This window comes from Nitrosospira sp. Is2 (assembly GCF_033095785.1).
GTDB lineage: Bacteria > Pseudomonadota > Gammaproteobacteria > Burkholderiales > Nitrosomonadaceae > Nitrosospira.
Window position 1 is genome coordinate 481,980 of record NZ_CP137134.1, and the last position, 23,342, is coordinate 505,321.

Consider the following 23,342-nt stretch of genomic DNA (forward strand, 5'->3'; position numbering starts at 1 on the left):
GAGGGTAGCCCATGACGAACCAGGCCAGCCCTACCCTTCGTTGGGACTACGCCGCTGCGCGTGAAGCTTTCTTGCGTTCATGTTCCTGCAGGAAACGCTTGCGGATGCGGATGGTTTTCGGGGTAATCTCCACCAGCTCATCATCAGCAATGAATTCGATCGCGGATTCCAGAGTGAGCTGAATTGGCGGCGTCAGGGTCACTGCTTCGTCAGTTCCGGACGCACGTACGTTCGTCAATTGTTTCCCTTTTATCGGATTGACGACTAGATCGTTGTCACGGCTGTGAATGCCAATTACCATTCCCTCGTATAAGCGGTCGCCCGGACTGACGAACATGCGCCCACGCTCCTGTAATTTCCAAAGCGCGTAGGCGACCGCTTCCCCCTGCTCTGCGGAGATGAGCACGCCATTGCGGCGGGCGGCAATTTCCGGCCGTAGCGGGGCATATTCGTCGAATACGTGACTCATGAGGCCGGTACCACGGGTCATGGTCATGAAGTCCGACTGGAATCCGATCAGTCCCCGCGCGGGAATACGGTAATCCAGCCGCACGCGGCCGCGTTCGTCCGAGACCATATCCTGCAAATCGCCGCGACGCGCTCCCAGCGCTTCCATTACTGCGCCTTGATGTGCTTCTTCCACATCCACGGTAAGCATTTCGAAGGGTTCGCATTTAACCCCGTCAATCTCCCGCAGCACCACATGCGGACGGGACACAGCAAGCTCATAGCCTTCGCGACGCATGCTTTCCAGCAAAATGGTGAGATGCAGTTCGCCCCGGCCGGAAACCAGAAAGGAGTCGGTGTCGCCCGTTTCTTCCAGCTTCATCGCAACATTGGTGAGAAGCTCTTTTTCGAGCCGCTCGCGCAATTGGCGGCTCGTAACAAACTTGCCTTCCTTACCCGCAAAAGGCGACGTATTTACCTGAAAATTCATCGTCAGCGTGGGTTCATCCACTGCGGGCATCGGCAACGCTTCGGGCTGATTGATATCGGCAAGGGTTGCGCCGATACAGAGCTCTTCAATCCCATTGATCAAAACGATGTCTCCCGCCTGCGCCTCGTCCAGCTGCACACGCTCAATCCCGCGAAAACCCAGCACCTGGTTTACCCTGGCCTTCTTCGGCGTAGCTGCGCCAGCCATGACCATCACGTCCTGAGCAGGCCTGAGCCGGCCGCGACTGATGCGGCCTATACCGATGCGCCCGACAAAGCTGGAATAATCCAGGGCGCTGATCTGAAGCTGCAACGGTTCGTCGGCGTTGCCCGTGGGTGCGCTCACATGCTTGAGGATGACGTCAAACAGGGGGCGCATATCGGTACCGGGCTGTTTCAGGTCCGTGGTGGCGTAACCGTTGAGCGCGGAGGCGTACACTACGGGAAAGTCCATCTGGTCTTCGTTGGCGCCCAGCTTATCGAACAAATCGAATGTATGATTCACGACCCAGTCCGGACGTGCGCCGGGGCGGTCTATTTTGTTGACCACGACAATCGGAAGCAGACCCAGCGCCAGCGCTTTTTTAGTGACAAAACGGGTCTGCGGCATGGGGCCCTCGACCGCATCCACTAGTAGCAGCACACCGTCAACCATTGACAGGACGCGTTCGACTTCGCCGCCAAAATCGGCATGCCCCGGCGTATCCACAATATTGATATGGACCCCTTCATAATCGACCGCGCAGTTCTTTGCAAGTATGGTAATGCCGCGCTCGCGCTCAATGTCACTGGAATCCATCACCCGATCCGCAATGTGCTGGTGCGCAGCGAAAGAGCCTGCCTGATGAAGCAGTTTATCCACCAGAGTCGTCTTGCCGTGATCGACATGAGCGATGATGGCGATATTGCGTATAGGACGGGACATAAAGGATTCCTTCGCCGGAGCGACAAAAGGGCGGCATTATACCAGTTGTGGAGAAGTACGCCCACACCTGATAGGGTTTATGGAGTCCCGGTCAGGAGTGTTTCAACAAGCAATAAAGCAAAACCCCCGGATTGACCGGGGGTTTTGCATGGTTTGACGTGCGCTGATGTGGTTTAGTTCATATCAGGCTTGCATTCGGTGTCGAAGCACCTGTCTCCATGGACGTTTCAAAATGTGGCCGGCTCGTGTTACTTCGCTGCTGATTTTTCTTTCGTTTTCAATACCGTGGGCCCGGTAACCGTAACTTCCCTGTAGAGCTGCTTCATGTCGAGGTGCTGTTCATTTACACCATCCACCTTCGCCAGGTCTTCAGTCACCTTGAACTTGCCTGCTTTTGAACGGTAGTCAATGATGGCCTTCGCTTTGGCCGCCGTGATACCGCTCAGGGTCTGAAGCTCATCCTGTGTAGCAGTATTGATATTGACGGCTCCAAATGCCGTACCGGCGAACAGCAGCGGTATGGCCATAATCATGAGTAGCTTGCGCATGTTTTTTCCTTTATGGTTTAAAATGAACAGCGGAAAGGTGTGTCAAAACCTTTATCCCGGTCCGACACCGAAAAGTATCGGATAAAGACTCACGTATCTTAACCTGATTTGGCATCGTTTTTAAAATTGCTGTAGAGGCGTGCTCATTTGTGTCAATTAAGATACATATCGTGACCAGCATCACATCGGTGCCTGCTTACGGTGCCCCATCCAAATACCGAACTTCGGGCGCCTGTGCATTCCGCTGTCATTCGAGCCTGATGCTTCAATTATTCCGACCGGTTTGTCAGGACCTGTGCCGAATGTCTGAACGCGTCTTCGAAGTTTGCAGCTATGACGCCTGGAGGCCGGTCAACGGCCGCTGTAGAACCATGAGAAAGTCGCTTGGTGGGCGATCAAGCGCGGCGATCAGCGTGCTCACCAGAGGGAACGAGAGTGCCAGAATTGGCGCAGATCGCGATCTGGTGTCCGACAGCAATCATGCCCCGAATGACGAGTGAGTAGAGAACCAGCTTGACAACGCCGGTTACGGGTGCAGGCCCTCGCCGACCATATTCCTAAAATCATTGATCAGCGCCCGTGACCGGCATCTGGAGGAGCTTCCCCTCCCGCAACCATTGATGCCTGGAGGTCGGTCAACGGCTCCTGTGGAACCCTGATAAAGTCGCTTTCCGGGCGGTCAAGCACGGCGATCAGCGCAATCACCAGAGAGAATGAGAGCGCCAGAAGCGATACCGCTCGCGACCTCCTGGCCGAGCCCGTGATGGCGGTCTGATATCCAGTGGCGATCATGCCGAGAATGACCAGGGCGTAGAGAACCAGCCAGATAATACCGGGAATCTGCGCATGCAAGGCTACAGCTGCACGCAAAGCATGAATATTGATCAGCTCGTTCAGCGATTCAATATAAAGCGCGGCAACGTCCGAGTTCATGTCCTTGCGCGCGTTCTTGACAGCCATTTCCCATAGCTGATCCTGGATTCGGCGAGACTCAACAAGGAGTTCTTCCATCTGACTGAGGTCCTGCGCCTGAGCCGCGCCCAAGCGGTCGTCGACGTATTTCCGTAAAAGCCCTTTCGCCTCCGCGCGATCCGGCTCCGGCAGAACATCAGACCGCAGCCAGGCGGTGCCAATTGCATTGGCCTCATCCCGTACCAGCGTCTTGCGATCGTGCAGCCGATCCGACGAAATCCCGAAGGTGAACGCCAGCATGAACCCCGCCAAGGCAAGGATGGCGCCAGCGATGGCGGATACCGAGGATTCCTTTTCGTCCTCCGACCTCTGTCGCACCCGACACCCGAGCCTGAATCCAGCCTCGATAGCGAGCACCACCACGATAACCGTTGCGACGAAAATCACCCAAATCATATTTATTCAATCCTCCTTCGCCCGCTAACCACTTCCCCGTTACGATATTGCCGGCAGCAATACAAAAACCTCCACCCCGGGCTCAAAATTGCCTCCGAGTTTTATAACAACCTTAACGAGGAGATCACCAATCACTGCGTTCCATGACGTGTTACCGCACACTGCTTCCAAGCACACCGCTTCCATCAACGACGATCGGTCGTTCCACCACAGCGTCGAAGAGCATGCGTTCCCGAAACCTCGCGACTAATCTGCTCCTGCCTTACGCATACAGCAGCGTCCGGCGCGACCGCCAGCCCCAGCTGGATCGCTTGAGAAACAAGCAGCTCGTCAATGATTCGCGCCGCCGCTTGCCTCCTGGCTTCTTGGTGAGCGGACCGGTGTCCTCGATCTTCTGTCCGCCCTTGCCGTTCGCCTGGCAGTGCAGCACGCCTCGGGGACCATAACGCTTCCTGAACTCCGGGTCCCGGGGGTAGTCCGGAAGTTCCGGCTCTTCTTGGGCGTTCAGGTGGTAGAGATTGCCAAAGAACTCGTCAAAGCCGTGCACGGTTGGCAGGAACTCATCCTTGTCCCCAAGGTGATTCTTACCGAGCTGGCCCGTTGCGTATCCCAGGGGCTTGAGCAGATCGGCAATGGTCGGGTCTTCCTTTTGCAATCCAGCGTCGGCGCCGGGCGTTCCCACCCTGGTCAGGCCGGTACGACCGGATTCTGTCCGGTAATGAAAGCAGCGCGCCCTGCGGTGCAGCTCTGTTGCGTATAATAATATAATCAGTGAATCCGACGCCTTCGGCGGCCACGCGGTCGATGTTGGGGGTCCGATAACACATCTGGCCATGGTTGTTGTAGTTTATGTTCCACCATCCGATGTCATCGTCGAAGAGGACCAGGATATTCGGTCGTGACGTTGCCATAAATACCTCTTTAGTCTGTTAGTTATCAGAACCAGAGCTGAACTGGGATATAACTTATAGACTGCTCAACCTTACACGGCCCTTGTTTATCCGCCATTACCGTGTTGCTGCATGCCGCTCACTCCACCCGAAGGCCGTTGACAAAATTTGCCCTGCCCGGACCGCCGTAACTTATCTACCCTGGGCAGCGTAAAAAGAATAATGAACATCGAGCCCATGATTTAAAAATAGCAGTTTTTCAAATCATTACCGAAAAAATACCGGCCCCCGGTTGCGCCGAATTAAACGTAACCCGAAAGTATTCCGTATTCTGGGAAGTGACTCCGTATAGTCATCCGAAAGAATGAACGCGTCGAAAACGATACTTCCCGAGACTTCCTGGCCGAGGCCGTGATGGCGGTTTTATATCCGGTGGCGACCACCCTCCCAGGAATGACGAAGGCATAGAGGGCCAGACAACGCCGGGAATCTGCTTTTAGTGTTTCTCCTGAAACGCTTATCGGATTTCGGCTAGTGCATTTCGTTATCGGGTCGCGCGCCCCGTTTTGAGTCCCGGCAGTAACACCAGACTTGGTCTATAAAACGGTTAGGGTGATCCGGACCAAGATTGGCGTGATGCCGGTCAACCGCGACGATTAATCCGCCTCTTCACCCGGTAGATAGGGGAATCGCAACGTGGCGTGGCGACTGGAAGGAACTGCGGAATTTTAAAAACAATATCCCGTCGTTTAGGCCCGTCCGCCCATGACAGATACATTGAAACGGTGAGACGAGGGAGCGCAGTTGCGTAATCGAGGGCTTCAATGAAGCCGGAGGCTCTGTTATAAAAATGAAATTCGGTCAACGACCCGGAGGAAAGCTAATGAATATTTTCAGACGCCCACTGTTAACGAGCATCGGTATTGCAGTTGCAATCCTTTCAGGCTCCATTGCCGCCCAAGGCTTGGACCAGTTGAAAGATATCACTCGCGGAAGTGGACTCGGCGGCGCGGCCTCGTCGTTGGGATCGTTGTCCTCCATCACATCGGGAAGCACAGGTAATGCCGCAGGGATAATCGACTACTGCGTGAAGAACAATTACCTGAGCGGCGATAGCGCTTCTTCGGTCAAGGATCAGCTTATGGAAAAGATGACCGGTGCTGGAGATCAACCGGCCGAAAGCAACCCCGACTACATCAGTGGCGCTCGAGGTATTGTGACCGGCAGCAGCGGCCAGAGTGTGGATCTGAGCATGACTGGGCTGAAGGGTAAGGCAGTGAAAAAGGCATGCGAAAAGATACTCAACCAGGCTAAGTCGATGCTTTAATCAGCCTGCAGTTGTCGATCTAATGTCAGAGGGACACCGGGGGCATCCTTCGGATGGGTGAGTGATGCGTAACCCATGCGAAGGATGCCCGTGCGGCCAGTTCTGCCCGGTACAGTTTACGACCCCACGCTCGGCGGCGACTCCGTAATTTTATTGAGGAGAAATCGAAGCCCCAACCATCGATCATGGCCATCTTCCATAGCTCGCCCGCGACACGGCCGTTGACTCAACGGCTCGTACGCCGGTTAGTCGAACTCGGGGAGCGGCCATGTGTGCTGAGTGATCAAGACGAGGAGAAACAAGAAGAGGCGGTCAGCTACCAGTTGCTTGGTCTTGGGGCAGTTAGCCAGAAAGATCAGTTCCCCAGGAGAAAATGTGGGCTTGCTGATGCCCAACGTCACTGAAACCATCTGCCTGATTTATGGCATGAGTGCCATGGGGCGCACACACCTGCCATGCTTAACTACACGGCAGGTAGCGCTGGAATGCAGAATGCATGCCTCACCGCCAGGGGTGCAAACCATCCTCATATCGCGCGAGTTGGTTGAGGCAGCAAAGTTAAAGCCTGACCTGGCCAATCTAGAAAATGTTCAGATCGTCTATCTGGAAGATCTGCGCGTGCAATTCGGCCTATGGGACACCCTTTGGCTCATGGGCTTTGCATGCTGGATGCCCGCCTGGGCCGTGCCGCGAGGCAGACCAGATGACCCGGCTCACTCTGCCCGACGTTGCCATATGGTTGCGATAGGTCCCTCAACCCGGCAACGCCATGGTTGATTGTCTTTACTTCACTGTGTAACCCTTGCCTTCAAAGCACGCGCCATAGGCGCGCTGATATTGCTGTTTCTGTTGGTCTGCAGCGTGCTGCTGTTGGCTGGTGGCCTGCTCATAATTGTCCTGTTTACGCCGTTGCCTTGCCCCACCCGCCATGGTCCCCGCCACGGCGCCAATCGCAGCGCCCGCGCCGGCGCCACCAGCAATGGCACCAATTATCGCTCCGCCAGCTGCGCCGCGGGCGGCGCCTTTTACCCGCTCGCCTTCATGTTGCGGTGGTGGCGGCGCCGCGTACTGGGTGGCTTGCGCCGGGTCGTAGCCCGTCTGCTTCTTGGCCCATGCGTAGCACTCCTTTTCATCCTTCTGCTGTTGCGCTGCCGACTGCCCTTTTTTCGGGTAGATAACCTGCTGCGCAATTGCCGGAGCGCTGGCGAGCGCGGCCAGCACCGCCACTGACATTATCGATTTCAAGATCATTTTCCTGCCCTCCTCGTCTATTTAAAAAATTCCGTCCACCTTGAGATAGCCCGGCGGCTTCCTGGCTCAATACACCAACGGAATTGCAGAAGCGAGTTCATAGCGTACGATGGCGCGAAGCTTGTTCTCGATCTGAAGGTAACGTGCCACCTTTACTCCAGGGAGAACCTTGCTAAGCTTGGGCACATAAGACTTCTTCAACTTGGCTTCGTCCACATCGATATCAATCGCTTCGTCAATAAGTTTGCGTGCCGTCTTGTCCATTAGCGCACCCTTGTTGTACGCCAGGGCGTATTCATTGATTACCTTGGCCATGCGCTCGTTGAGCTTGTGCAGATCCGCCTGATAGGCCTCGTAGACCGCCCAGAAACCCTTTGCCTCCTCCTCGCTCAGGTCCATATTCTCCGCAACAATAAACTTCTTGTCCGCGCGCACCTTGTCGCGCAATATTTCCATATCACTGGCACCTGCCTGGGTGTCCTCAGCGCTAAACGCCGGCACGGCCAACGTTGCAGCCAGGACCAAAACAACTGCGCGCAGCATCTCCCACGAATAATTTCTTATCATTTTTGCCTCCATCAAAAGGTAACGGGTAACTGGTTGAGCTTTATGCCGAACGTCTTATCTTACTTAAGGGTGTAACCAGAAGAGCAGGTACCTGTAGTCGATCAGGCATCCATTAAAATTCAGTATAGCAGCGGGTCGACTAAATGCCTCTGCTTCACCTGCACACCGGATGAGATGTGTCGAGGGGCTCGTGGCTGGCTGGCTAGTACCCGCTTTATCGCCACAAAGCGACATGTATCAGTTAAAAAAAGCCGGATAGAACGGACTTTCGTGCTGCCCGCTGCAAAAGACTCAGATCAAGTTTAACTGTCATCTTACGCTTTCCATTCCACGTCCCAGCAAACCCGACGGCTATTCTTCAACGATAGCTTGCACTCGTCCCGAGCGCATCGCTTTCACCAGGGCCGCATGATCCTTTTCGGTCTGATCCGCATAATCCATGGAAAAATCTCCCAGCGCCTGGTCGAACGTATCGCCTTTGCCCAGGTAACCGCTGATGGTCGCGGCATCCCCGGACTTGGCATGGGCGCGTGCCAGAGTCCATCCGCAGAGCCCGGCGTAGCGCTTGAATTGCACAGCTGATGCTCCCTCGACGGGGACCGACATCTTCATGTCCCGTAATTGCCGTACAAAATAATGGTAGCCCCGCCGTCCTCGCGTCCAGCCCAAAAAAATGTCGCTGGACGACTGCATCAGGCGTTGTCCCATGACGACGCGCTGGCCTTGATTGTCATGGCGGCTCTTCCCGGCATACGGTTCGAGGACCGAGCGGCAGGCTTCCTTGAATTGAAGCATCAGGGGATGGTTTTCTTCGTCGAAAAACAGCCCGATGAAGCAGCGCGTGCCGACGCTGCCAATGCCTACCACCTTAAGTGCAAAGTCTTCCAGGCGATAGCGATCCAGCAACACGCGGCGCTCGTCGGAAAGCGACTCCCGGTAGGCAGCCAGGCCCTCGCGCACCCGCTCCTCGAAGTCTGGTTCGGCCACGTGAAAAAGGAGCGGGGGTTGATCGACCAGTTGATGGCGCCCGCCCGCCCGGCTTGCGATCTTGGGAAAGAGGTTTTCGACAATACGTTCTCGGGCTTTGTCCGCATATCGTTGGCGTGTCTTTCTCACCTTTTCATCCGGCGCCGCGGCAATGAGGTTTTTGACGTCCAGGCGCGTATACCAGACCTCCAGAGGACTCATCCGAGAATACTCGCGCAGGTGTTCCCGATAGGCTCGCGCACACTCCAGCACAACGTCCCGGTTTTCTGCATCGGACAACCGGTTATCCCGTCCGGCGATCACAAAACTCACGGCCAGCCGTTTGATATCCCATTCCCAAGGGGCGGGAAGGGTTTCGTCGAAATCGTTGATGTCGAAGACCAGGTTGCGCTCCGGTGTAGCGAACAAGCCAAAGTTCAGCAAATGGCAGTCTCCGCAGGCTTGTACCCGAATGCCTGTGCTTGGGGTGGCGGCGAGATCGTGGGCCATGAGCGCCGCGGAGCCGCGCAGGAAAGTGAAGGGGCTGGCGAGCATGCGCCCGTAGCGGATCGGCACCAGTTCAGGCAGTCGACCCCGATTGGATTCTTCCAGGACATCCATCGGATCACGGCGCTTCGTCAGCGGGTTCCACCTGGCGTGGCTCGATCGCGGCACACTTTCGCGCAACGCCTTGCCTGTGGCAATACGTTCTTCGTAAGAGTGAAAAATCGGCGCAGGCTCTGCTCTACTGACTTCAGTCTCGGATTTTGGAGGTCTTTTTTTGACGGTTGCCATCATCAAGTCCCTTTTGGAATGAAGTGAACGTTCGTTGGATGCGCGCGCGAAGGATATCGTCTCAACCTCACCCCGACACCGATACCGGGCATACATACCTTGCGGAATCCATCCAGCTGGCCGGCGGATGTTCCCTCTGTCGACAGAGGGCAACTCGCCACCATCCGGTTTGAACATGGCGCGGGATTGGCAGGTCGTACTCCTATTGTAGATGGGATAGGGCCCGGTTGCTCCATGCCGCCAGTTTGCTCACCAATCTCGGCAACGTCATCCATCCTCGTTAACCATCGGCAAGCCAAACTGTCGCCCGATACCAATCGTCCGTGGCACGGCATTCCCGCTCCCCTACCGCGTAGTATCATGTTTTTCGTTGGCGCATTTTCCAGCGGTGAGCCGATGAGCACGCTAAACTAAAATCGTTACGATTTTCCTCACGAACCGGGGAAATCCCGTGGAAATCAACGAGCCCTTCCTGGCAGGCAGAGGTACAGAGAGCACTACATTCGAGGGGAACTGGGTGAGCAGATCGCGATATAGGGACATCAGCACGTGCGCCTGGCTTTTGGGGGCGCTGTCACTGTACACGGCGTGCGTCCCGGCAGCGCTAGGGCAGAAATCATCGCCGGAGATACCGAAGAGTAGCGGGCCGCCCCTCCCCCGGCAGAATGGCATCGAGAATCCAGCAACGGAACCCGATGCCGTACCGGGGGCGCCGCGCGTCCTGCGCAGGCTGGGGCCCCAGGAGATGACGCCGGAGCAGCGGGAAGAGGCGGAGCGTCTCAGACAACTGGCCGCGAAGTATGGGACCGATCCTACTGCAATCGTGGGCCGAATACAGCTGTCTTCCGAATACCTGGGGCTCTCCCACGGAGCGCGAGGCGTCAATACCGTAGCCCGTGTCGATCTGCCCTTCAGGGGGAACTACCTGCTCCGCGTAGATACGCCGGTCTTTGCCTGGAGCGATCCGAACCGTCCCGGCACCTCTAGCGTCCAAGGGTTCAGCGACCTCGCCGTCACGGCCGCGTGGCGCGCCTACAACACGCCTGAATATGCTGTACTGGTCGGCGTGACATCCACTTTCCCCACCGCGACCGAGCCCGGGTTAAGCCTCGGCAAATATACCGTGGGCCCGACCATCGCCACAGCCCGGTTTCTCCCCAAATGGGACTCTTTCCTGGTGGGGTTATTCACTCAACAGGTCTCTGTCGGGGGCGAACCTGCCCGAAGCTCTGTTAACGTTTCGACGGCAGCAATCCAGCTCAATACGTTTTGGGGCCAGCACTGGTGGAGCATCGCGCATGCAAACTGGAGGGTCGATTGGGAGCGGAGCGCCAAGAGCAGTATGGTCCTTGAACTTGAACTCGGACGGAATGTAGTGGGAAGATTCGGAGTGTTCGTGCGTCCCGGGGTTGGCGTCTGGGGACAGGACCTTCCCGGTGCTTACGCGTGGAATATCAATGGTGGCGTCCGTTACATGTTCCGGAGTTTCTAGCGATGAGCGTGACTTCGGGGAAATTGGAATTGACGGCGGATTTTTCCCTCGGCGTCCAATGGTCAGAAACGCTGTTCGTCTTTACTTGATTTTTCGTCCACAAGCTGACTCTCAAGAAGTTTTGCCCCATCACTATGTAGTGCCTGTCGATGCCTTTCTGGTATCGCCAAATGACCCGAAGACCTATTGCCCGGGCCTCCGCGCGTTGTGGAAATGATTACATGGGCAGCGCCTTTTATCCACCCAAGTCCAAATTCCACACTCATGTACGAACATGGTTGACTGAGCTTACGGCGACAGCTTGAATCTGCATCTACAATAGAAACTAATAATGTGTGTTTTGGGACGAACATTCATCCCTTCTATCGCTCCTGGAGATAAACAGGTCCGGCATTGCCGGCAGAACAGAACTGGATAAAAGAGGCGTTCATGGCCACGAATGAAGAAGCGAAGCGGCTTGAGGCTGCGCGCACGGAGAACGTTCCGTGGAAGAAGTGGGGGCCCTATCTAAGTGAACGGCAGTGGGGTACGGTCCGCGAGGACTTCAGCGAAAACGGGGATGCGTGGAATTACTTCTCCCACGATCAGGCGCGCTCCAGAGCATACCGCTGGGGGGAGGACGGGTTAGCGGGCATTTCCGATGACAAGCAGCACCTCTGCCTTGCGCTCGCACTGTGGAACGGCAAGGATTCCATTCTGAAGGAACGCCTTTTTGGGCTCACGAACAGCGAAGGCAACCATGGCGAGGACGTGAAGGAATACTATTTTTATCTCGACAGCACGCCGACCCATTCTTACATGAAGTACCTGTATAAGTATCCGCAGGCAGCCTATCCTTACAATGACCTGCTGTCGACAAACCGGCAGTGCACCCGTGATGAAATGGAGTACGAACTTATTGATACGGGCGTGTTCAACGATGACCGTTATTTCGACGTCTTTGTGGAATACGCCAAGGGCGGCCCGGAAGATATTCTGGTTCAGATCACCGCCATAAACAGGGGCCCGGATGCGGCCGAGTTGCATATTTTGCCGACCCTATGGTTCCGAAACGACTGGGCGAAGTGGATTGCCAGGCCATCCAAAAGACCGGATATAAAGCAGAACGCCCTTTCTGAGGGTATCACCGCGGTCGAAGCTGCGCATGAGACTCTGGGTTCATACCACCTCTACTGCGAAGGCGATGTACAACTGCTCTTTACCGAGAACGAAACGAATTATGAGCGCGTCTTCGGAACGCCCAACCAGACTCCCTTTGTGAAGGACGGAATCAACGACTACATAGTGAATGGCCGCCAGGCCGCGGTGAACCCCGACAAGAATGGAACCAAGGTCGCGGCACACTACGAGCTTAAGGTAAGTCCTGGACAGTCAGCGATAGTGCGGCTGCGTCTAACCACCACCAAGGCCAGCGAGAACAATGCCGCGCAGGACGCAAACGCCATCGGCGCATCCCTCTTCGGGAAAGATTTTGAGGAGACCCTCACTGCGCGACGGCGGGATGCGGATGAGTTTTACCGCTCGGTGACGCCGCGGTCAGTTTCTCCCGATGCCGCCAACGTGATGCGCCAAGCGATCGCCGGCATGCTCTGGTCAAAGCAGTACTACTACCTGGATGCGAATCAGTGGCTGGAAGAGCACCACGCTCACCCCCTTCATCGAGGCAGCCGTGATTTCCGAAATCGGCAGTGGTTTCACATGGTCAATGAGGACATTATCTCCATGCCCGACAAGTGGGAGTACCCATGGTACGCGGCCTGGGATCTCGCCTTCCACACATTGCCGATCTCGATTGTGGACCCCGACTTCGCAAAACAGCAGATGGAATTGATGCTTCGCGGCCACTACCTCCACCCCAGCGGCCAGCTCCCAGCCTATGAGTGGAACTTCAGCGATGTGAATCCGCCCGTCCACGCCTGGGCGACCCTGTTCCTGTACCGTACCGAGCAGGCCCTGCGCGGCGAAACTGACGTCGATTTCCTCAAGTCTGCATTCACCAAGCTCCTGCTGAATTTCACCTGGTGGGTGAATCGCAAGGACCGCTTTGGCAAGAACGTCTTTGAGGGCGGCTTCCTCGGCCTCGATAACATCGGCGTCTTCGACCGCAGCGCACCGCTTCCCACCGGAGGCTACCTCGAGCAGGCGGACGGCACGGCGTGGATGGCCCTCTTCACGCAGAACATGCTGGAACTCGCCCTTGAGCTGACTTCCTACGATCAGACCTACGAGGACATGGCCTTCAAGTTCGTGGAGCATTTCCTGTATATCGCCGCGGCCATGAACCAGCCTGGAGCGGACGGCATGTGGGATGAGGAAGACGGCTTCTACTACGACCTGCTGCGGCTTCCCAATGGCAGCGCCACCCGGCTCAAGGTGCGCTCGCTGGTGGGGCTTCTGCCTCTTTGCGCCACCACCGTGATCGAAACGTGGCAGCGCGAGCGCACGCCGCAGACAATGGCCTTGTTTACGGAACGCTTGCGCCAGATGCCGGAACTCCTCGAGTCCATCCATCCCACCGGCACGGGTCATCTTGGCGTGGCCGACCGGGGGATCATGGCCCTCGTCAATCCGGAGCGGCTTCGCCGCATTCTGTCGAGAATGCTTGATGAGAACGAGTTCCTGAGCCCCTACGGCATTCGCTCGGTCTCCAAATTTCATGCGCAAAACCCATACGTTTTGGAGGTGGGCGGTCAGGAGTACCGCGTGGACTATCTGCCTGCCGAGTCGAACACGGGCATGTTCGGCGGCAACTCGAACTGGAGGGGGCCGATCTGGATGCCCGTGAATGCCCTCATCATCCGGGCGCTGCTGCAGTTTTATCTGTACTACGGGGACAACTTCAAGATTGAATGCCCCACCGGTTCAGGCAACATGATGAACCTCTTCGAGGTTAGCAAGGAGATCGGGGACCGGTTGACCGGCATCTTTCTGCGCAATGAACAGGGCAGCCGCCCGGTGTACGGAGGAACAGAGAAGTTTCAGAACGACCCGAACTGGCGCGACCACATCCTGTTCTACGAGTATTTCCATGGCGACAACGGCGCCGGCCTCGGTGCAAGCCACCAGACGGGTTGGACCGGTGGCGTAGCAAAAATAATCCAGCTCTTTGGATTTCTCGATGCTCAAAGCGCGCTCCAGCAAGGAAAAGCCGCGGCATTCATACACCGGGACACAACGAAGTGACGCACCGATCTGAAGCATGAGCCTATCGGGATGATCTGCGAGGTCGGTAGATCAAGGGTGATCAGATACTGAACGAGACGCGCCCCCCATTAACGGTCCACCTCCTTATCCGCACGAACCATCTTCCGGTCTACCAATTCAATCGGTTGCTCCGGCGGAAAGCCAAACAATGACTCGAACTCACTTCTGCTCAGCAATTTCGCGACCTCGTGCAAATAGATATTAATTGCTACGTTTATCTCGGCTGCAGCCTGCTCGCCGGGCGTCAGGTTGATTTTCGCTTCCGCCTCAAGCTGCAATTCTGCACCAAACCGTTCTCGTAGCGCTTTCAGTTCCGCAAAACGGGTCGGTGGAAGAATCCGCCGGGCATCTCTATCGAAATCGTCGTCACCATTGTTTGTCATTTCATCGCGACCTCCACCTCCCCCTCCCCCGCTCCCACCGCCCACAGGGTTTGCAGTACAACTCGTTTTCTTGTGGTTCCAGGCTTCTTTCTCCCGACCGTACATCCGGTAAAAGAATACACTTGCCTTGTACCCATTTGAGCCAGCTGTTGTCAACGGAACACCCGTCCTGTCTTTTGATGCCCAAAGTACCTGATTGGCAAGTTGATGACAAACACCGTCAGCACCGTATGTAAATATTGTTCCCCGTGCCGCGCTATCAAGTCGTGAATCGGCGTTGGCCGTACCAGGCACTCAGCGAATGGAACGTTCACCGTGCCTGAGCGCAGAGGGATGGCCGGATTTCCATCGGCGTGGAAGCTGCCCCAACAAAACCAGTAACGCTCCCCGAGCGCGTCGACGGACTCGACATCGGGCAACGGTGTAACTTGATTATCGTAAGTGGTCACCCAGGTGTGATCGACAGGCGCACCTGACACGAACGCTGGTGTTACCCAAACATAAGCTGTTCGCATGATCAAGGCATTGCTCATATTCATCCCCGCTAAATCTACGGAAGAAATTATCTTCGTCGTCCCACAATCCAAGTCTAGATCATAACAAGACGCAGGTATAGTTCACGTCCTGCTGCTGTCGAGGATCCCCAACGGCATAGGAATGATAACTGGCAGGGCACTATCCTCACTGTTGCGCTGCATCAGTATTTGATCGCGCCGCCGCCTATGCTTTTACGTAGGGACGCGCGCCAGCGCATATAAGGGATAGCCGCCAGGTTGGAAAATAACAAGTAGGCTGCGACGACCGGCAGCGGCTTGATGCCGGGAGAGTTCAGCGAGGCTATAAGCAACACGAGCGCGGGAAAGCGACTCGCACAAGCGATGGCCAGCGCGGTACGGTCGTTCGGATCTGGTCCGCCCAGGGCATGGCCGATCCCCAATGCGGCAAATGTCATCATCACAATGATCGCGAACGCCGAGGGGCCCACTGCAAGAATAGCGGAGAGATTGGTCGCCACAATGAGCACAACCAGACCTAACAGAATGATGTTTGCCGTGTTGATAATCGGGTCGCTGATGCGCTCGGCCAGCGTCGGCGACAGGTGGCGCGCCACCATGCCGGCGAGCAGGGGCACGAGAAATGCCGTCGAGATCGTGTAGGCTACCTCGCTTGCCGCGATGCTGGCGGATCTGTGGAAGATGGCGCTGAGGATGGTGAGCGAAACCGGTACGGTGACGATTGCGAGCAACGCCGCAATGACCGACAGACTATAGACATAAGACGGGTTTGCGCCGAGCTTGAACAACGTCTTCGGCAGCAGGGGAGCGCCGGCCGAGATAGCCATCAGCAATACCGCACTTCCCACCACCCGAGGCGCCGGGAAAACGAGCACAAGCAGCATGGCGGCCAGCGGCGTCAGCACATACATGGCGAGCAGCGAACGCGAGAGCAGCCCCGGCCGGCGCAACAAGTAGGCGACGTCCGCCCACGCTGCCTTGAGGCCAAGCGCGAATATGGTCGTGAGGATGCATGCTTTCAGCACCAACCCGAGGATTTGGGCAAGAGACAAGTCCATCGACACAATCTCACTGTTTGGCGAGGGCGATGTGCATCCGGGCTTGGTAATCCTCGACGTGCCCGCCGCTCCCGTCGACAATGACCCGTTTGATCGCGCCGGTAAAATGGAAGGTCCGCTTCTCCGTCAGGACAAGCGGATGGAGAAACAGACACGCCCCTCAGCACTTGTAAGCCATGCAATTGGGGTCGTAAATCCTCCTTGTTTCGTTCCTTTTGTCGGGCGATTGCAGAGGATCGGCAGCCCGACCTGGTTTGGCGATCCAATGTGCTTACTGCCGCGCCATGATGATTTTCAGGGCATCTTCATCGTCCTTGATCAGTTCTCCGCTCACGTCCACAGTCGCGCTATGGAGCGTGCCGGTGAACTTGAACGGCGGCTCGTACTTATCCCAGACCGGGGAGCCAGTGTCGGCACCGCACATGATTCCTCCGCCGAGACCAAGGCTTAGCGGCATCGTAACCGGAATGTCGACCTGCCCGACCAGCTCGCCATCGACGTAGAGCCGGCCGCGTCCCGGCGCGCCCTTGCCGTGCTTGATGTCGGGTTTGCCGGTCACCTCGAACTCAAAGCGCAGCTCATGGCGACCCTCTGCGACCGGGACGGTCGACTCGGCGTGAAAGAACTGGCTGCCCACATAGTTGTAGACGTAATGGAGCTTGCCGCCCTGTACATAGAAGGCATAACCGCCCTGGACATCGCCGGCCGAGAGCAGCGCGCCTTCCACGTCGCCACCCTTGGAAATCTCGACATCGGCGGTAATACTGTGGGGCCGGTTCAACACATTTGGACAAGCGTTGATTGGCACCATCTGCGTCCCCGGATAGTAGGTGTATCGGGTCCGGGCAAGCGCAATCTGAGGACGTTCGTCGGCAAAGCGCAGAGTGCCCCTGCTGTCTATCGGCAAAACATTGTACTTGCCGGCCTCGACATACCAGGTGGCGATCAGCTCGATCAGCTTCGCGCGGTTGTCGGTTGCCACGTTGTGATTCTCCGCGACATCTTCCGTGATGTGATACAGCTCCCAGCCCTTGGCATCCAGTTCGGTCAGCTTATCCTTGTCGATCGGCGCACCGAAGAAGGCGCCCGCTTCCTTGAAGGACGTCCCTGGCCATGGGCAAACCGCCCGCCAGCCATCGTGATAGATCGACCGGTGCCCCATCATCTCGAAGTATTGGGTGAGGTGCCTAGTGGGCGCATTGGCGTCGTCCAGTATATGGGCGAAGCTGCGGCCTTCGATCGGAGACTGCGTCACACCCTTGATGGAGACCGGGGCCTCAATGCCGAGCGCCTCGAGCACGGTTGGAACCATGTCAATGGCGTGGGCAAACTGCGTGCGCACCTCGCCCTTCGCCTTGATTCCCTTCGGCCAGTGGACAATGAACGGATCGCTGATGCCGCCACGGTAGGTCTCCCGCTTCCAGCGACGGAACGGAGTATTCCCCGCGAATGTCCAGCCCCACGGATAGTGATTGAAGGTGGACGGCCCACCCAGCTCCTCGATCATCGTCAGGTTCTGTTCCAGCGAATCGGGCACGTTATTGAAGAACTTGTTCTCGTTGACCGATCCGGTGGGCCCGCCTTCCGAGCTGGCGCCGTTGTCGGAGATGAACATGATGATGGTATTTTCCCATTCGCCGATGGTCTTCAGGAAATCGAACAGGCGGCCGTAATGGTAGTCGGTGTGGGTCAGGAACCCGGCGAAAACCTCCATCATCCGGGCATAAAGCCGCTTCTCTTCTGGCGACAGTGTGCTCCAGTCCTGAACGTCCGGATCGTGACGCGAGAGCTCCGCGTCCTGCGGAATAATCCCCAGTTCCTTCTGTCTTGCAAAAGTCTTCTCGCGATACGCGTCCCACCCGTCGTCGAATTTGCCCTTGTATTTGTCGGACCACTCCTTCGGCACGTGATGCGGTGCGTGGGTCGCGCCGGGGGCAAAGTACAGGAAGAAAGGCTTGTTCGGGGCGACCTGCTTGGAGTCGGCAATGAAGCTGATGGCCTTGTCCACCAGATCCTCGGTCAGGTGATAACCTTCTTCCGGCGCTTTCTCAGGCTCAACGCTGTGGTTATCGTACACCAGCTCCGGGTAGTACTGGTGGGTATCCCCCCCGAGAAAACCGTAATAGCGCTCGAAGCCCCGCCCCAATGGCCATCGATCATATGGGCCGGCCGCCGAGATCTGGTCTGCCGGCGTCAGGTGCCATTTCCCCACTGCATAAGTATTGTAGCCGTGCTGGAGTAGCGTCTCGGAGAGGAAGCCGTTCTCGAACGGGATGTTTCCGTTTCCGCACGGATAGCCGGTGGACCCCTCGGTGATGCAGGACATGGCGTTGGAGTGATGGTTGCGTCCGGTCAGGATGCAAGACCGGGTGGGCGAACACAGTGCCGTGGTGTGCATATTGTTGAAGAGCAGGCCACCTTTCGCGAGCGCGTCTATATTCGGGGTCTCGATGGGGCTGCCGTAACAGCCCATCTGGCCGAAGCCGGTGTCGTCCTGCACAATGAACAAAACATTCGGCGCGCCTTCCTTTGCCCGCAGGGGCCGGGGCCAGGCCGGGCTGGAGACATCGAACGTTCGACCGATGACCCCGGGGAATGCCGTTCCAGGTGTATATTCGTTGAGTGCCATGTTCTTGCCTCGCTGAGTTTTTTTCGGCAGCCCGCACCGGCTATCGGCTTCAACCGCGTCACAGGCTCCGCTACCGAAAGAGAATGACCGGACTAGCTGCGGTAAAAGAACAATGGGCGTCAAGCCCATGCTTCCAGACTAGCAGGTTTCCCAATTACTGCTGAAAACCTGCCAGCCCGTCGCTGGATAAATAAGTTGGCCACCATTCTTCAGTCGTCCCGATTACGACAATTACAGCCGTGGCCGGCGCCTCAGGTGATCTCAGGTGCCGCGTGGCACTTGCATGATCTCATCGGCGTATCTGCCTTGCCGCAGCAGGCTGGCCATGGCCCTCATCGGCTTGTCGATGTGGATGAAGAACGCCTTGTAGCCGGCGCAAAGATAGTTCAAACCATCTTCCCCCTCGGGTGTCTTGATGAAACGATTGCGCGGGCACTCGCCATAGCAGGCGAACAGGACCGGGCACTCCTTGCAATATTTGGGAAGTGTGTCGTATTTGCTCTGGCCGAAGCGGCGTTGCTTTTCGGAGGACACGAGCGTCTTGAGCGGGGTTTCCCTAATATTGCCAAGCTTGTGATCGGGCTCGACGTAATGGTCACAGGAGTACACATCGCCGTTGTGCTCCAGCACCAGGGCGCTGCCACAGGTCGGGGCAACAATGCAGGCATTGTGCTGGCCAAGCCAGCTGCCGAGAGCGACGTCGAAAGTCGTGACATACACTTTGCCGACGTCGCGCTGCACCCACTCATCGAATATGCTGATCAAGAATTGTCCGAACTGCTCTGCCTTCACCGTGCGTTCAGTCACCAGATTGCCCTCTTGTTTATACAGTGGCCGGTCCGTACCTTTTGGGCCACCCCAGCCCTGGTTGGCGAAGGCGATCGTGTCCGCAGTGGCGCGCTCGACAATCGGAATGAACTGGATGTACTGTGCCTGCAACTCGTCCCTGAAAAAGCGGTATGCCTCAAGGGGATGCTCTGCATTCGCGGCGTGAATGGTGCAAAGAATGTTGACATCGACGTCGTGCTTGCGCAGGCAGCTCCAGCCTCGTATCACGTCGTCAAAGCTGCCTTCGTTTTGCTTGTTGACCCGGTATGCATCGTGCAGCACGCGAGGCCCGTCCACGCTGATCCCAACCAGATAATTGTTTTCCTTGAAGAAGGCAGCCCATTCGTCAGTCACCAGCGTCCCATTCGTTTGCATGGTGTGAAGGACGCCCTGATGCGGCTTCCGGTACCGCTTGGCCAGTTCCACGGAGCGTCGGTAGAAGTCCAGCCCCCGCAACATAGGCTCGCCGCCTTGCCAGGCGACATCGACCTGCGGCCCGGGGGACGATTCCATCAGTTGCCGGATGTAGGTGTCCAGCATTGCCTCGTCCATGAGCGGGCTCTCGCGGGGGTAAAGGTTTTCCTTGGACAGGAAAAAACAGTACTGGCAGCCCAGGTTGCAGGCCGCGCCCGCGGGCTTCGCCAGCAGATGAAAGTCACGAAGAGGAGCTTGCGAGCCGGTCATTTCCTGGAGGTAAGACGATTGACCAGTCCGCGCAGGATCAGGTATGGCACGATTGCGAGACCGAACGCGACAATGATTGCCTCCCCCGGATATACAAAGCGCAACACGATGATCTGGTACACGACATCGAAAACCAGCGCTATGACAAAAACCTTACCGACGCTCTTCCATCCGTCCCGAATCATATCCGCCCGCTGCGTGGGATCGGTAATGAGGGACCAGAAATATGGCGGCTTGCCCGCCTTGGCATCATTCAAGCCCGAGGTGATCGCGAAGATCGAAGCCATTACCGGTTCCAGAATAAATCTCAGTTTCATCCGCTCGTTCGATCGCCCATGTTCTCTACAACGCGCATCCAGATGTCGTCCATATATGCATGGTTCCAAGGGTAAAAATCCAGTTTAAACCAAAGAAGCCTATTGCACGGTTTGCTTCCTGATTAGTAACCCTCAAACCCTTCCCCGTTGCCCTGTTGCTTTGTCAACACGGCGGCAACACAATCAAAGCATAGATGATCCCACGGGTCATGAATTGGAAAATCTGCCGATCTTTTTCTGACGCCAGGTCCCATAACGGCGCTGTTCATGATTCAGGCCCCGAGAGGAAAGCCATCTAAAGGGCAAGCGCATGCTGCGGCAGGGCAAACAGCACGGGGTCCGTAAAACGCCAGAATGACTGTGAATGCAATAGAGTAGACGGCATGACTTCATACCAGGGAAGCTCGGAGAGGGATTCGCCAAGGATGGGCGGGGGGCGGAGGGAGCGCACAGGGTTGCCGGCTAGGAATGTGGCGCAAACGAAGGCCGCAAGGCCGCTACATTCGTTTCAATGAATACCCGATTTCGGGCTGGCGTTCAGAGCACCTTGACGACAATACCCACGAACAAAAATAAACCCAAACCGGACATGATCAGAGCGACGACAAACGAAGGGCGCCACACCGGGAAATGCTGAAGCAGACGCAATTCCTTGAATGTCTGCCAATACGCAATCGTACCCATTACCATCGAAGCGGTGCCGAGTCCGATCAGAAACAGACCGATATTCCGGGGAGTCTGTTCGGCGGGCAACTTTGACCCGCTCTCCTGGAACCCTTGAAGGATTTTGTAAATGGTGAAGCCAAAACTGATCATGGAAAGCGCTGTCCGGATCCACGCCATCAACGAACGGTCGGCCGCCATCATGGTGCGGCTTACTGCGAGGTCCGTCCGGTCTTGCGCAAGCATGTTGGCCGATTTCGTATCTGGGGTCGTCATGTTTGACCTCCTGTTCGATTTATCCTCGAGGCTAAATCCGCCCGAAAGTTCTATTTTCTGCTTACCTCGCAAAGGGGGAAGCTTACGCTTTGACTATACGTTCTACTTCATCTATGTTTAACATTAGTGAAAAGGGGTTTTTATTTTTTCTATTCACTACGCCAGGCAGATCAGTAAGGATCAAGCAGGTTTTGGATCTTCTATAAGGAAAGGAGCAAGAACATGACCAGGAAAGCCGGTTTTCAAATTGTCGCATCTCAGTTAGCCATAGCAACGACATTGTTCGTAGCACCTTTGACGAGCTACGCAACCGAACAGGGCGAGCAACGTCGCGAAGCGCGAGATGTAAGACAGGACGCCCGTCAGGGGGCAAGAGAGACCAAAGCCGAATGTCGTGCGGGAGAGGAAAAGACTCGGGCGGAATGTCGGCAGGACAAGCGAGACACCAAGCAGGATGCCCGAAAGGAAGGTCGTGATATCAAGTATTAGCTGTAGTCGCTTCAATTAAATCGGACAGTAGGGCCTCGCAAAGGCGGCGCTGAAAGGCGCACATGAGTCACCCCACGAGTGGGTAAACAAATATTTCAAGCGCAAGTTAGGGTTGCTTAATCTTGCAGCCGGGCAGACGGGATGTCTCTACACACAGAAGTCGGCGAGTGAAAGGCGCCTGGACCAGACACGTCCGGTACGCTTCAATGGTCTTGCTGGGCTCGACCTCGCTGATCGACCCAGGTCCATCCACCGCGCAAGCGGTCGATGTTCCCCCTTTTGGGGGGTATCAGATCCCGTTCCCGACTTACCGGTAACTGGGAGGGCTGCGGGACGAGCAACAACCGTCATTCGGGTGGGCGGCCCGTCGGATCCCCGCGACTATCTTAATCAAGGAAGCGAACCCGGCCCGTTGCCAGGTCATATACGCCGCCAACCAGGCCTACACGTTTTTCGCGGAGCGCCCGCTCCCCTTCCGGGCTGGTGGACAGTTGCCGCATGGACCAGCGTACGTTCGCCTCCACGGCTGCTTTCATCAGCGCGGCCCGATCCAGGTTCAGGTCGAGTTCTCGCAGTCCGGGCTTGATCAACTGGATCAGCGACTCGATATGTTCCAGTTCCTTCGTCTTGTGGAGCATCTCCTCCAGGGTGGCACCGACCGCCCCGCAACCTTCATGACCCAGTACGACCACCAGCGGAGTATGCAGGTGAGCTACGCCATATTGCAGAGTACCGATCACGTCTTCGGCGATTATGTTGCCGGCAACCCGGATCGTGAAGAGATCGCCAAATCCTGCATCGAAGATCAGTTCAGGCGGTACGCGCGAATCGCTACAACCCAGAACGGTAGCGAAAGGTTTTTGGGTTTCGACTAACAAGCTGCGCCAGGAAGCCGTCTCGTGCGTATGGCGCGACACACCATCCCTGAAACGCTGGTTCCCCTTCTTTAATCGCGCGAGCGCCTCGCCGACGCCAGATGGATAAGGCTCGGTATCGGCTGTTTTGGAGGGGGACTCTTTGGCTGAGGCGCCGAAGGCCATTCCTAGACTTAAACCTCCGGCGGCAACTATCCATTGCCTTCGATTTAGATTCGGACTCGTCATGATGATTACCCACTTCAGTGATTGCTTGGAAGGATTAGATCGGAACGCACGCCCTCCCTCCTCTTGCCTAGCTCCCTTCAACTGCTTGCGGCCGCAACATGGTGATCTCGCTACGATGGAGGTCGGTC

20 protein-coding genes are annotated in these 23,342 nt (G+C 56.5%); 5 read left to right on the forward strand and 15 right to left on the reverse strand.

The window, feature by feature from the left end; genetic code table 11:
• Nucleotides 1-46: 46 nt before the first annotated feature.
• From typA to R5L00_RS02180, 4 genes are all read right to left on the reverse strand, one after another.
• Nucleotides 47-1,861 carry a translational GTPase TypA gene (gene typA, locus R5L00_RS02165; protein ID WP_317653115.1) on the reverse strand — a complete coding sequence of 605 codons (1,815 nt, stop codon included), beginning with the start codon at nucleotides 1,859-1,861 and terminating at the stop codon, nucleotides 47-49.
• Between the two features lie 248 nt (nucleotides 1,862-2,109).
• Complete coding sequence (locus R5L00_RS02170; RefSeq protein ID WP_317653117.1) at nucleotides 2,110-2,409, reverse strand: ComEA family DNA-binding protein; 300 nt, start codon at nucleotides 2,407-2,409, stop codon at nucleotides 2,110-2,112.
• A 570-nt stretch (nucleotides 2,410-2,979) separates the two neighbouring features.
• On the reverse strand, nucleotides 2,980-3,777 hold the full coding sequence (locus R5L00_RS02175) for a hypothetical protein (protein ID WP_317653118.1): 798 nt from the start codon (nucleotides 3,775-3,777) through the stop codon (nucleotides 2,980-2,982).
• A 262-nt stretch (nucleotides 3,778-4,039) separates the two neighbouring features.
• Complete coding sequence (locus tag R5L00_RS02180; protein ID WP_317653120.1) at nucleotides 4,040-4,612, reverse strand: sulfatase-like hydrolase/transferase; 573 nt, start codon at nucleotides 4,610-4,612, stop codon at nucleotides 4,040-4,042.
• Nucleotides 4,613-5,550: 938 nt separating this feature from the next.
• Between R5L00_RS02180 and R5L00_RS02185 the strand changes: the two genes are divergently transcribed.
• A complete protein-coding gene (locus R5L00_RS02185; protein WP_317653122.1) occupies nucleotides 5,551-5,994 on the forward strand; it encodes a DUF2501 domain-containing protein in 444 nt (147 codons plus the stop codon).
• A 375-nt stretch (nucleotides 5,995-6,369) separates the two neighbouring features.
• On the forward strand, nucleotides 6,370-6,771 hold the full coding sequence (locus tag R5L00_RS02190; protein ID WP_317653123.1) for a hypothetical protein: 402 nt from the start codon (nucleotides 6,370-6,372) through the stop codon (nucleotides 6,769-6,771).
• Nucleotides 6,772-6,777: 6 nt separating this feature from the next.
• On the opposite strand, the gene R5L00_RS02195 is transcribed toward R5L00_RS02190, so the two are convergent.
• From R5L00_RS02195 to R5L00_RS02205, 3 genes are all read right to left on the reverse strand, one after another.
• Nucleotides 6,778-7,239 (reverse strand): YMGG-like glycine zipper-containing protein, encoded by a 462-nt coding sequence (locus R5L00_RS02195; protein WP_317653125.1) that lies wholly within the window; start codon nucleotides 7,237-7,239, stop codon nucleotides 6,778-6,780.
• A 72-nt stretch (nucleotides 7,240-7,311) separates the two neighbouring features.
• Nucleotides 7,312-7,812: a hypothetical protein gene (locus tag R5L00_RS02200; protein ID WP_317653127.1), complete on the reverse strand. Its 501-nt coding sequence runs from the start codon at nucleotides 7,810-7,812 to the stop codon at nucleotides 7,312-7,314.
• Nucleotides 7,813-8,163: 351 nt separating this feature from the next.
• Nucleotides 8,164-9,576, reverse strand: a complete 1,413-nt coding sequence (locus R5L00_RS02205) for a DUF2252 domain-containing protein (protein WP_317653128.1) — start codon at nucleotides 9,574-9,576, stop codon at nucleotides 8,164-8,166.
• A 448-nt stretch (nucleotides 9,577-10,024) separates the two neighbouring features.
• On the opposite strand from R5L00_RS02205, the gene R5L00_RS02210 reads away from it, so the two are divergent.
• The gene (locus tag R5L00_RS02210; RefSeq protein WP_317653130.1) at nucleotides 10,025-11,065 is read left to right on the forward strand and encodes a hypothetical protein; all 1,041 of its coding nucleotides are present in this window, start codon (nucleotides 10,025-10,027) and stop codon (nucleotides 11,063-11,065) included.
• Nucleotides 11,066-11,458: 393 nt separating this feature from the next.
• The gene (locus tag R5L00_RS02215) at nucleotides 11,459-14,248 is read left to right on the forward strand and encodes an MGH1-like glycoside hydrolase domain-containing protein (RefSeq protein ID WP_317653131.1); all 2,790 of its coding nucleotides are present in this window, start codon (nucleotides 11,459-11,461) and stop codon (nucleotides 14,246-14,248) included.
• Between the two features lie 89 nt (nucleotides 14,249-14,337).
• On the opposite strand, the gene R5L00_RS02220 is transcribed toward R5L00_RS02215, so the two are convergent.
• From R5L00_RS02220 to R5L00_RS02250, 7 genes are all read right to left on the reverse strand, one after another.
• A complete protein-coding gene (locus R5L00_RS02220) occupies nucleotides 14,338-14,652 on the reverse strand; it encodes a hypothetical protein (protein WP_317653133.1) in 315 nt (104 codons plus the stop codon).
• A 152-nt stretch (nucleotides 14,653-14,804) separates the two neighbouring features.
• Complete coding sequence (locus R5L00_RS02225) at nucleotides 14,805-15,185, reverse strand: hypothetical protein (protein WP_317653135.1); 381 nt, start codon at nucleotides 15,183-15,185, stop codon at nucleotides 14,805-14,807.
• Nucleotides 15,186-15,349: 164 nt separating this feature from the next.
• Nucleotides 15,350-16,225: a hypothetical protein gene (locus R5L00_RS02230; protein WP_317653137.1), complete on the reverse strand. Its 876-nt coding sequence runs from the start codon at nucleotides 16,223-16,225 to the stop codon at nucleotides 15,350-15,352.
• 271 nt (nucleotides 16,226-16,496) lie between these two features.
• Nucleotides 16,497-18,854 carry an arylsulfatase gene (locus R5L00_RS02235; protein WP_317653138.1) on the reverse strand — a complete coding sequence of 786 codons (2,358 nt, stop codon included), beginning with the start codon at nucleotides 18,852-18,854 and terminating at the stop codon, nucleotides 16,497-16,499.
• Between the two features lie 261 nt (nucleotides 18,855-19,115).
• Nucleotides 19,116-20,366: an anaerobic sulfatase maturase gene (locus tag R5L00_RS02240; RefSeq protein WP_317653139.1), complete on the reverse strand. Its 1,251-nt coding sequence runs from the start codon at nucleotides 20,364-20,366 to the stop codon at nucleotides 19,116-19,118.
• Nucleotides 20,363-20,683 (reverse strand): hypothetical protein, encoded by a 321-nt coding sequence (locus R5L00_RS02245; protein ID WP_317653140.1) that lies wholly within the window; start codon nucleotides 20,681-20,683, stop codon nucleotides 20,363-20,365. Before R5L00_RS02245 ends, R5L00_RS02240 begins: the two co-directional genes overlap by 4 nt.
• Nucleotides 20,684-21,220: 537 nt before the next feature.
• Nucleotides 21,221-21,622, reverse strand: a complete 402-nt coding sequence (locus tag R5L00_RS02250; RefSeq protein ID WP_317653141.1) for a YidH family protein — start codon at nucleotides 21,620-21,622, stop codon at nucleotides 21,221-21,223.
• Between the two features lie 222 nt (nucleotides 21,623-21,844).
• Between R5L00_RS02250 and R5L00_RS02255 the strand changes: the two genes are divergently transcribed.
• On the forward strand, nucleotides 21,845-22,111 hold the full coding sequence (locus R5L00_RS02255) for a hypothetical protein (protein ID WP_317653142.1): 267 nt from the start codon (nucleotides 21,845-21,847) through the stop codon (nucleotides 22,109-22,111).
• 386 nt (nucleotides 22,112-22,497) lie between these two features.
• Here the strand turns inward: R5L00_RS02255 and R5L00_RS02260 are convergent, their stop codons facing one another.
• Nucleotides 22,498-23,214 (reverse strand): carbonic anhydrase, encoded by a 717-nt coding sequence (locus tag R5L00_RS02260; protein ID WP_317653144.1) that lies wholly within the window; start codon nucleotides 23,212-23,214, stop codon nucleotides 22,498-22,500.
• Between the last annotated feature and the right edge of the window lie 128 nt (nucleotides 23,215-23,342).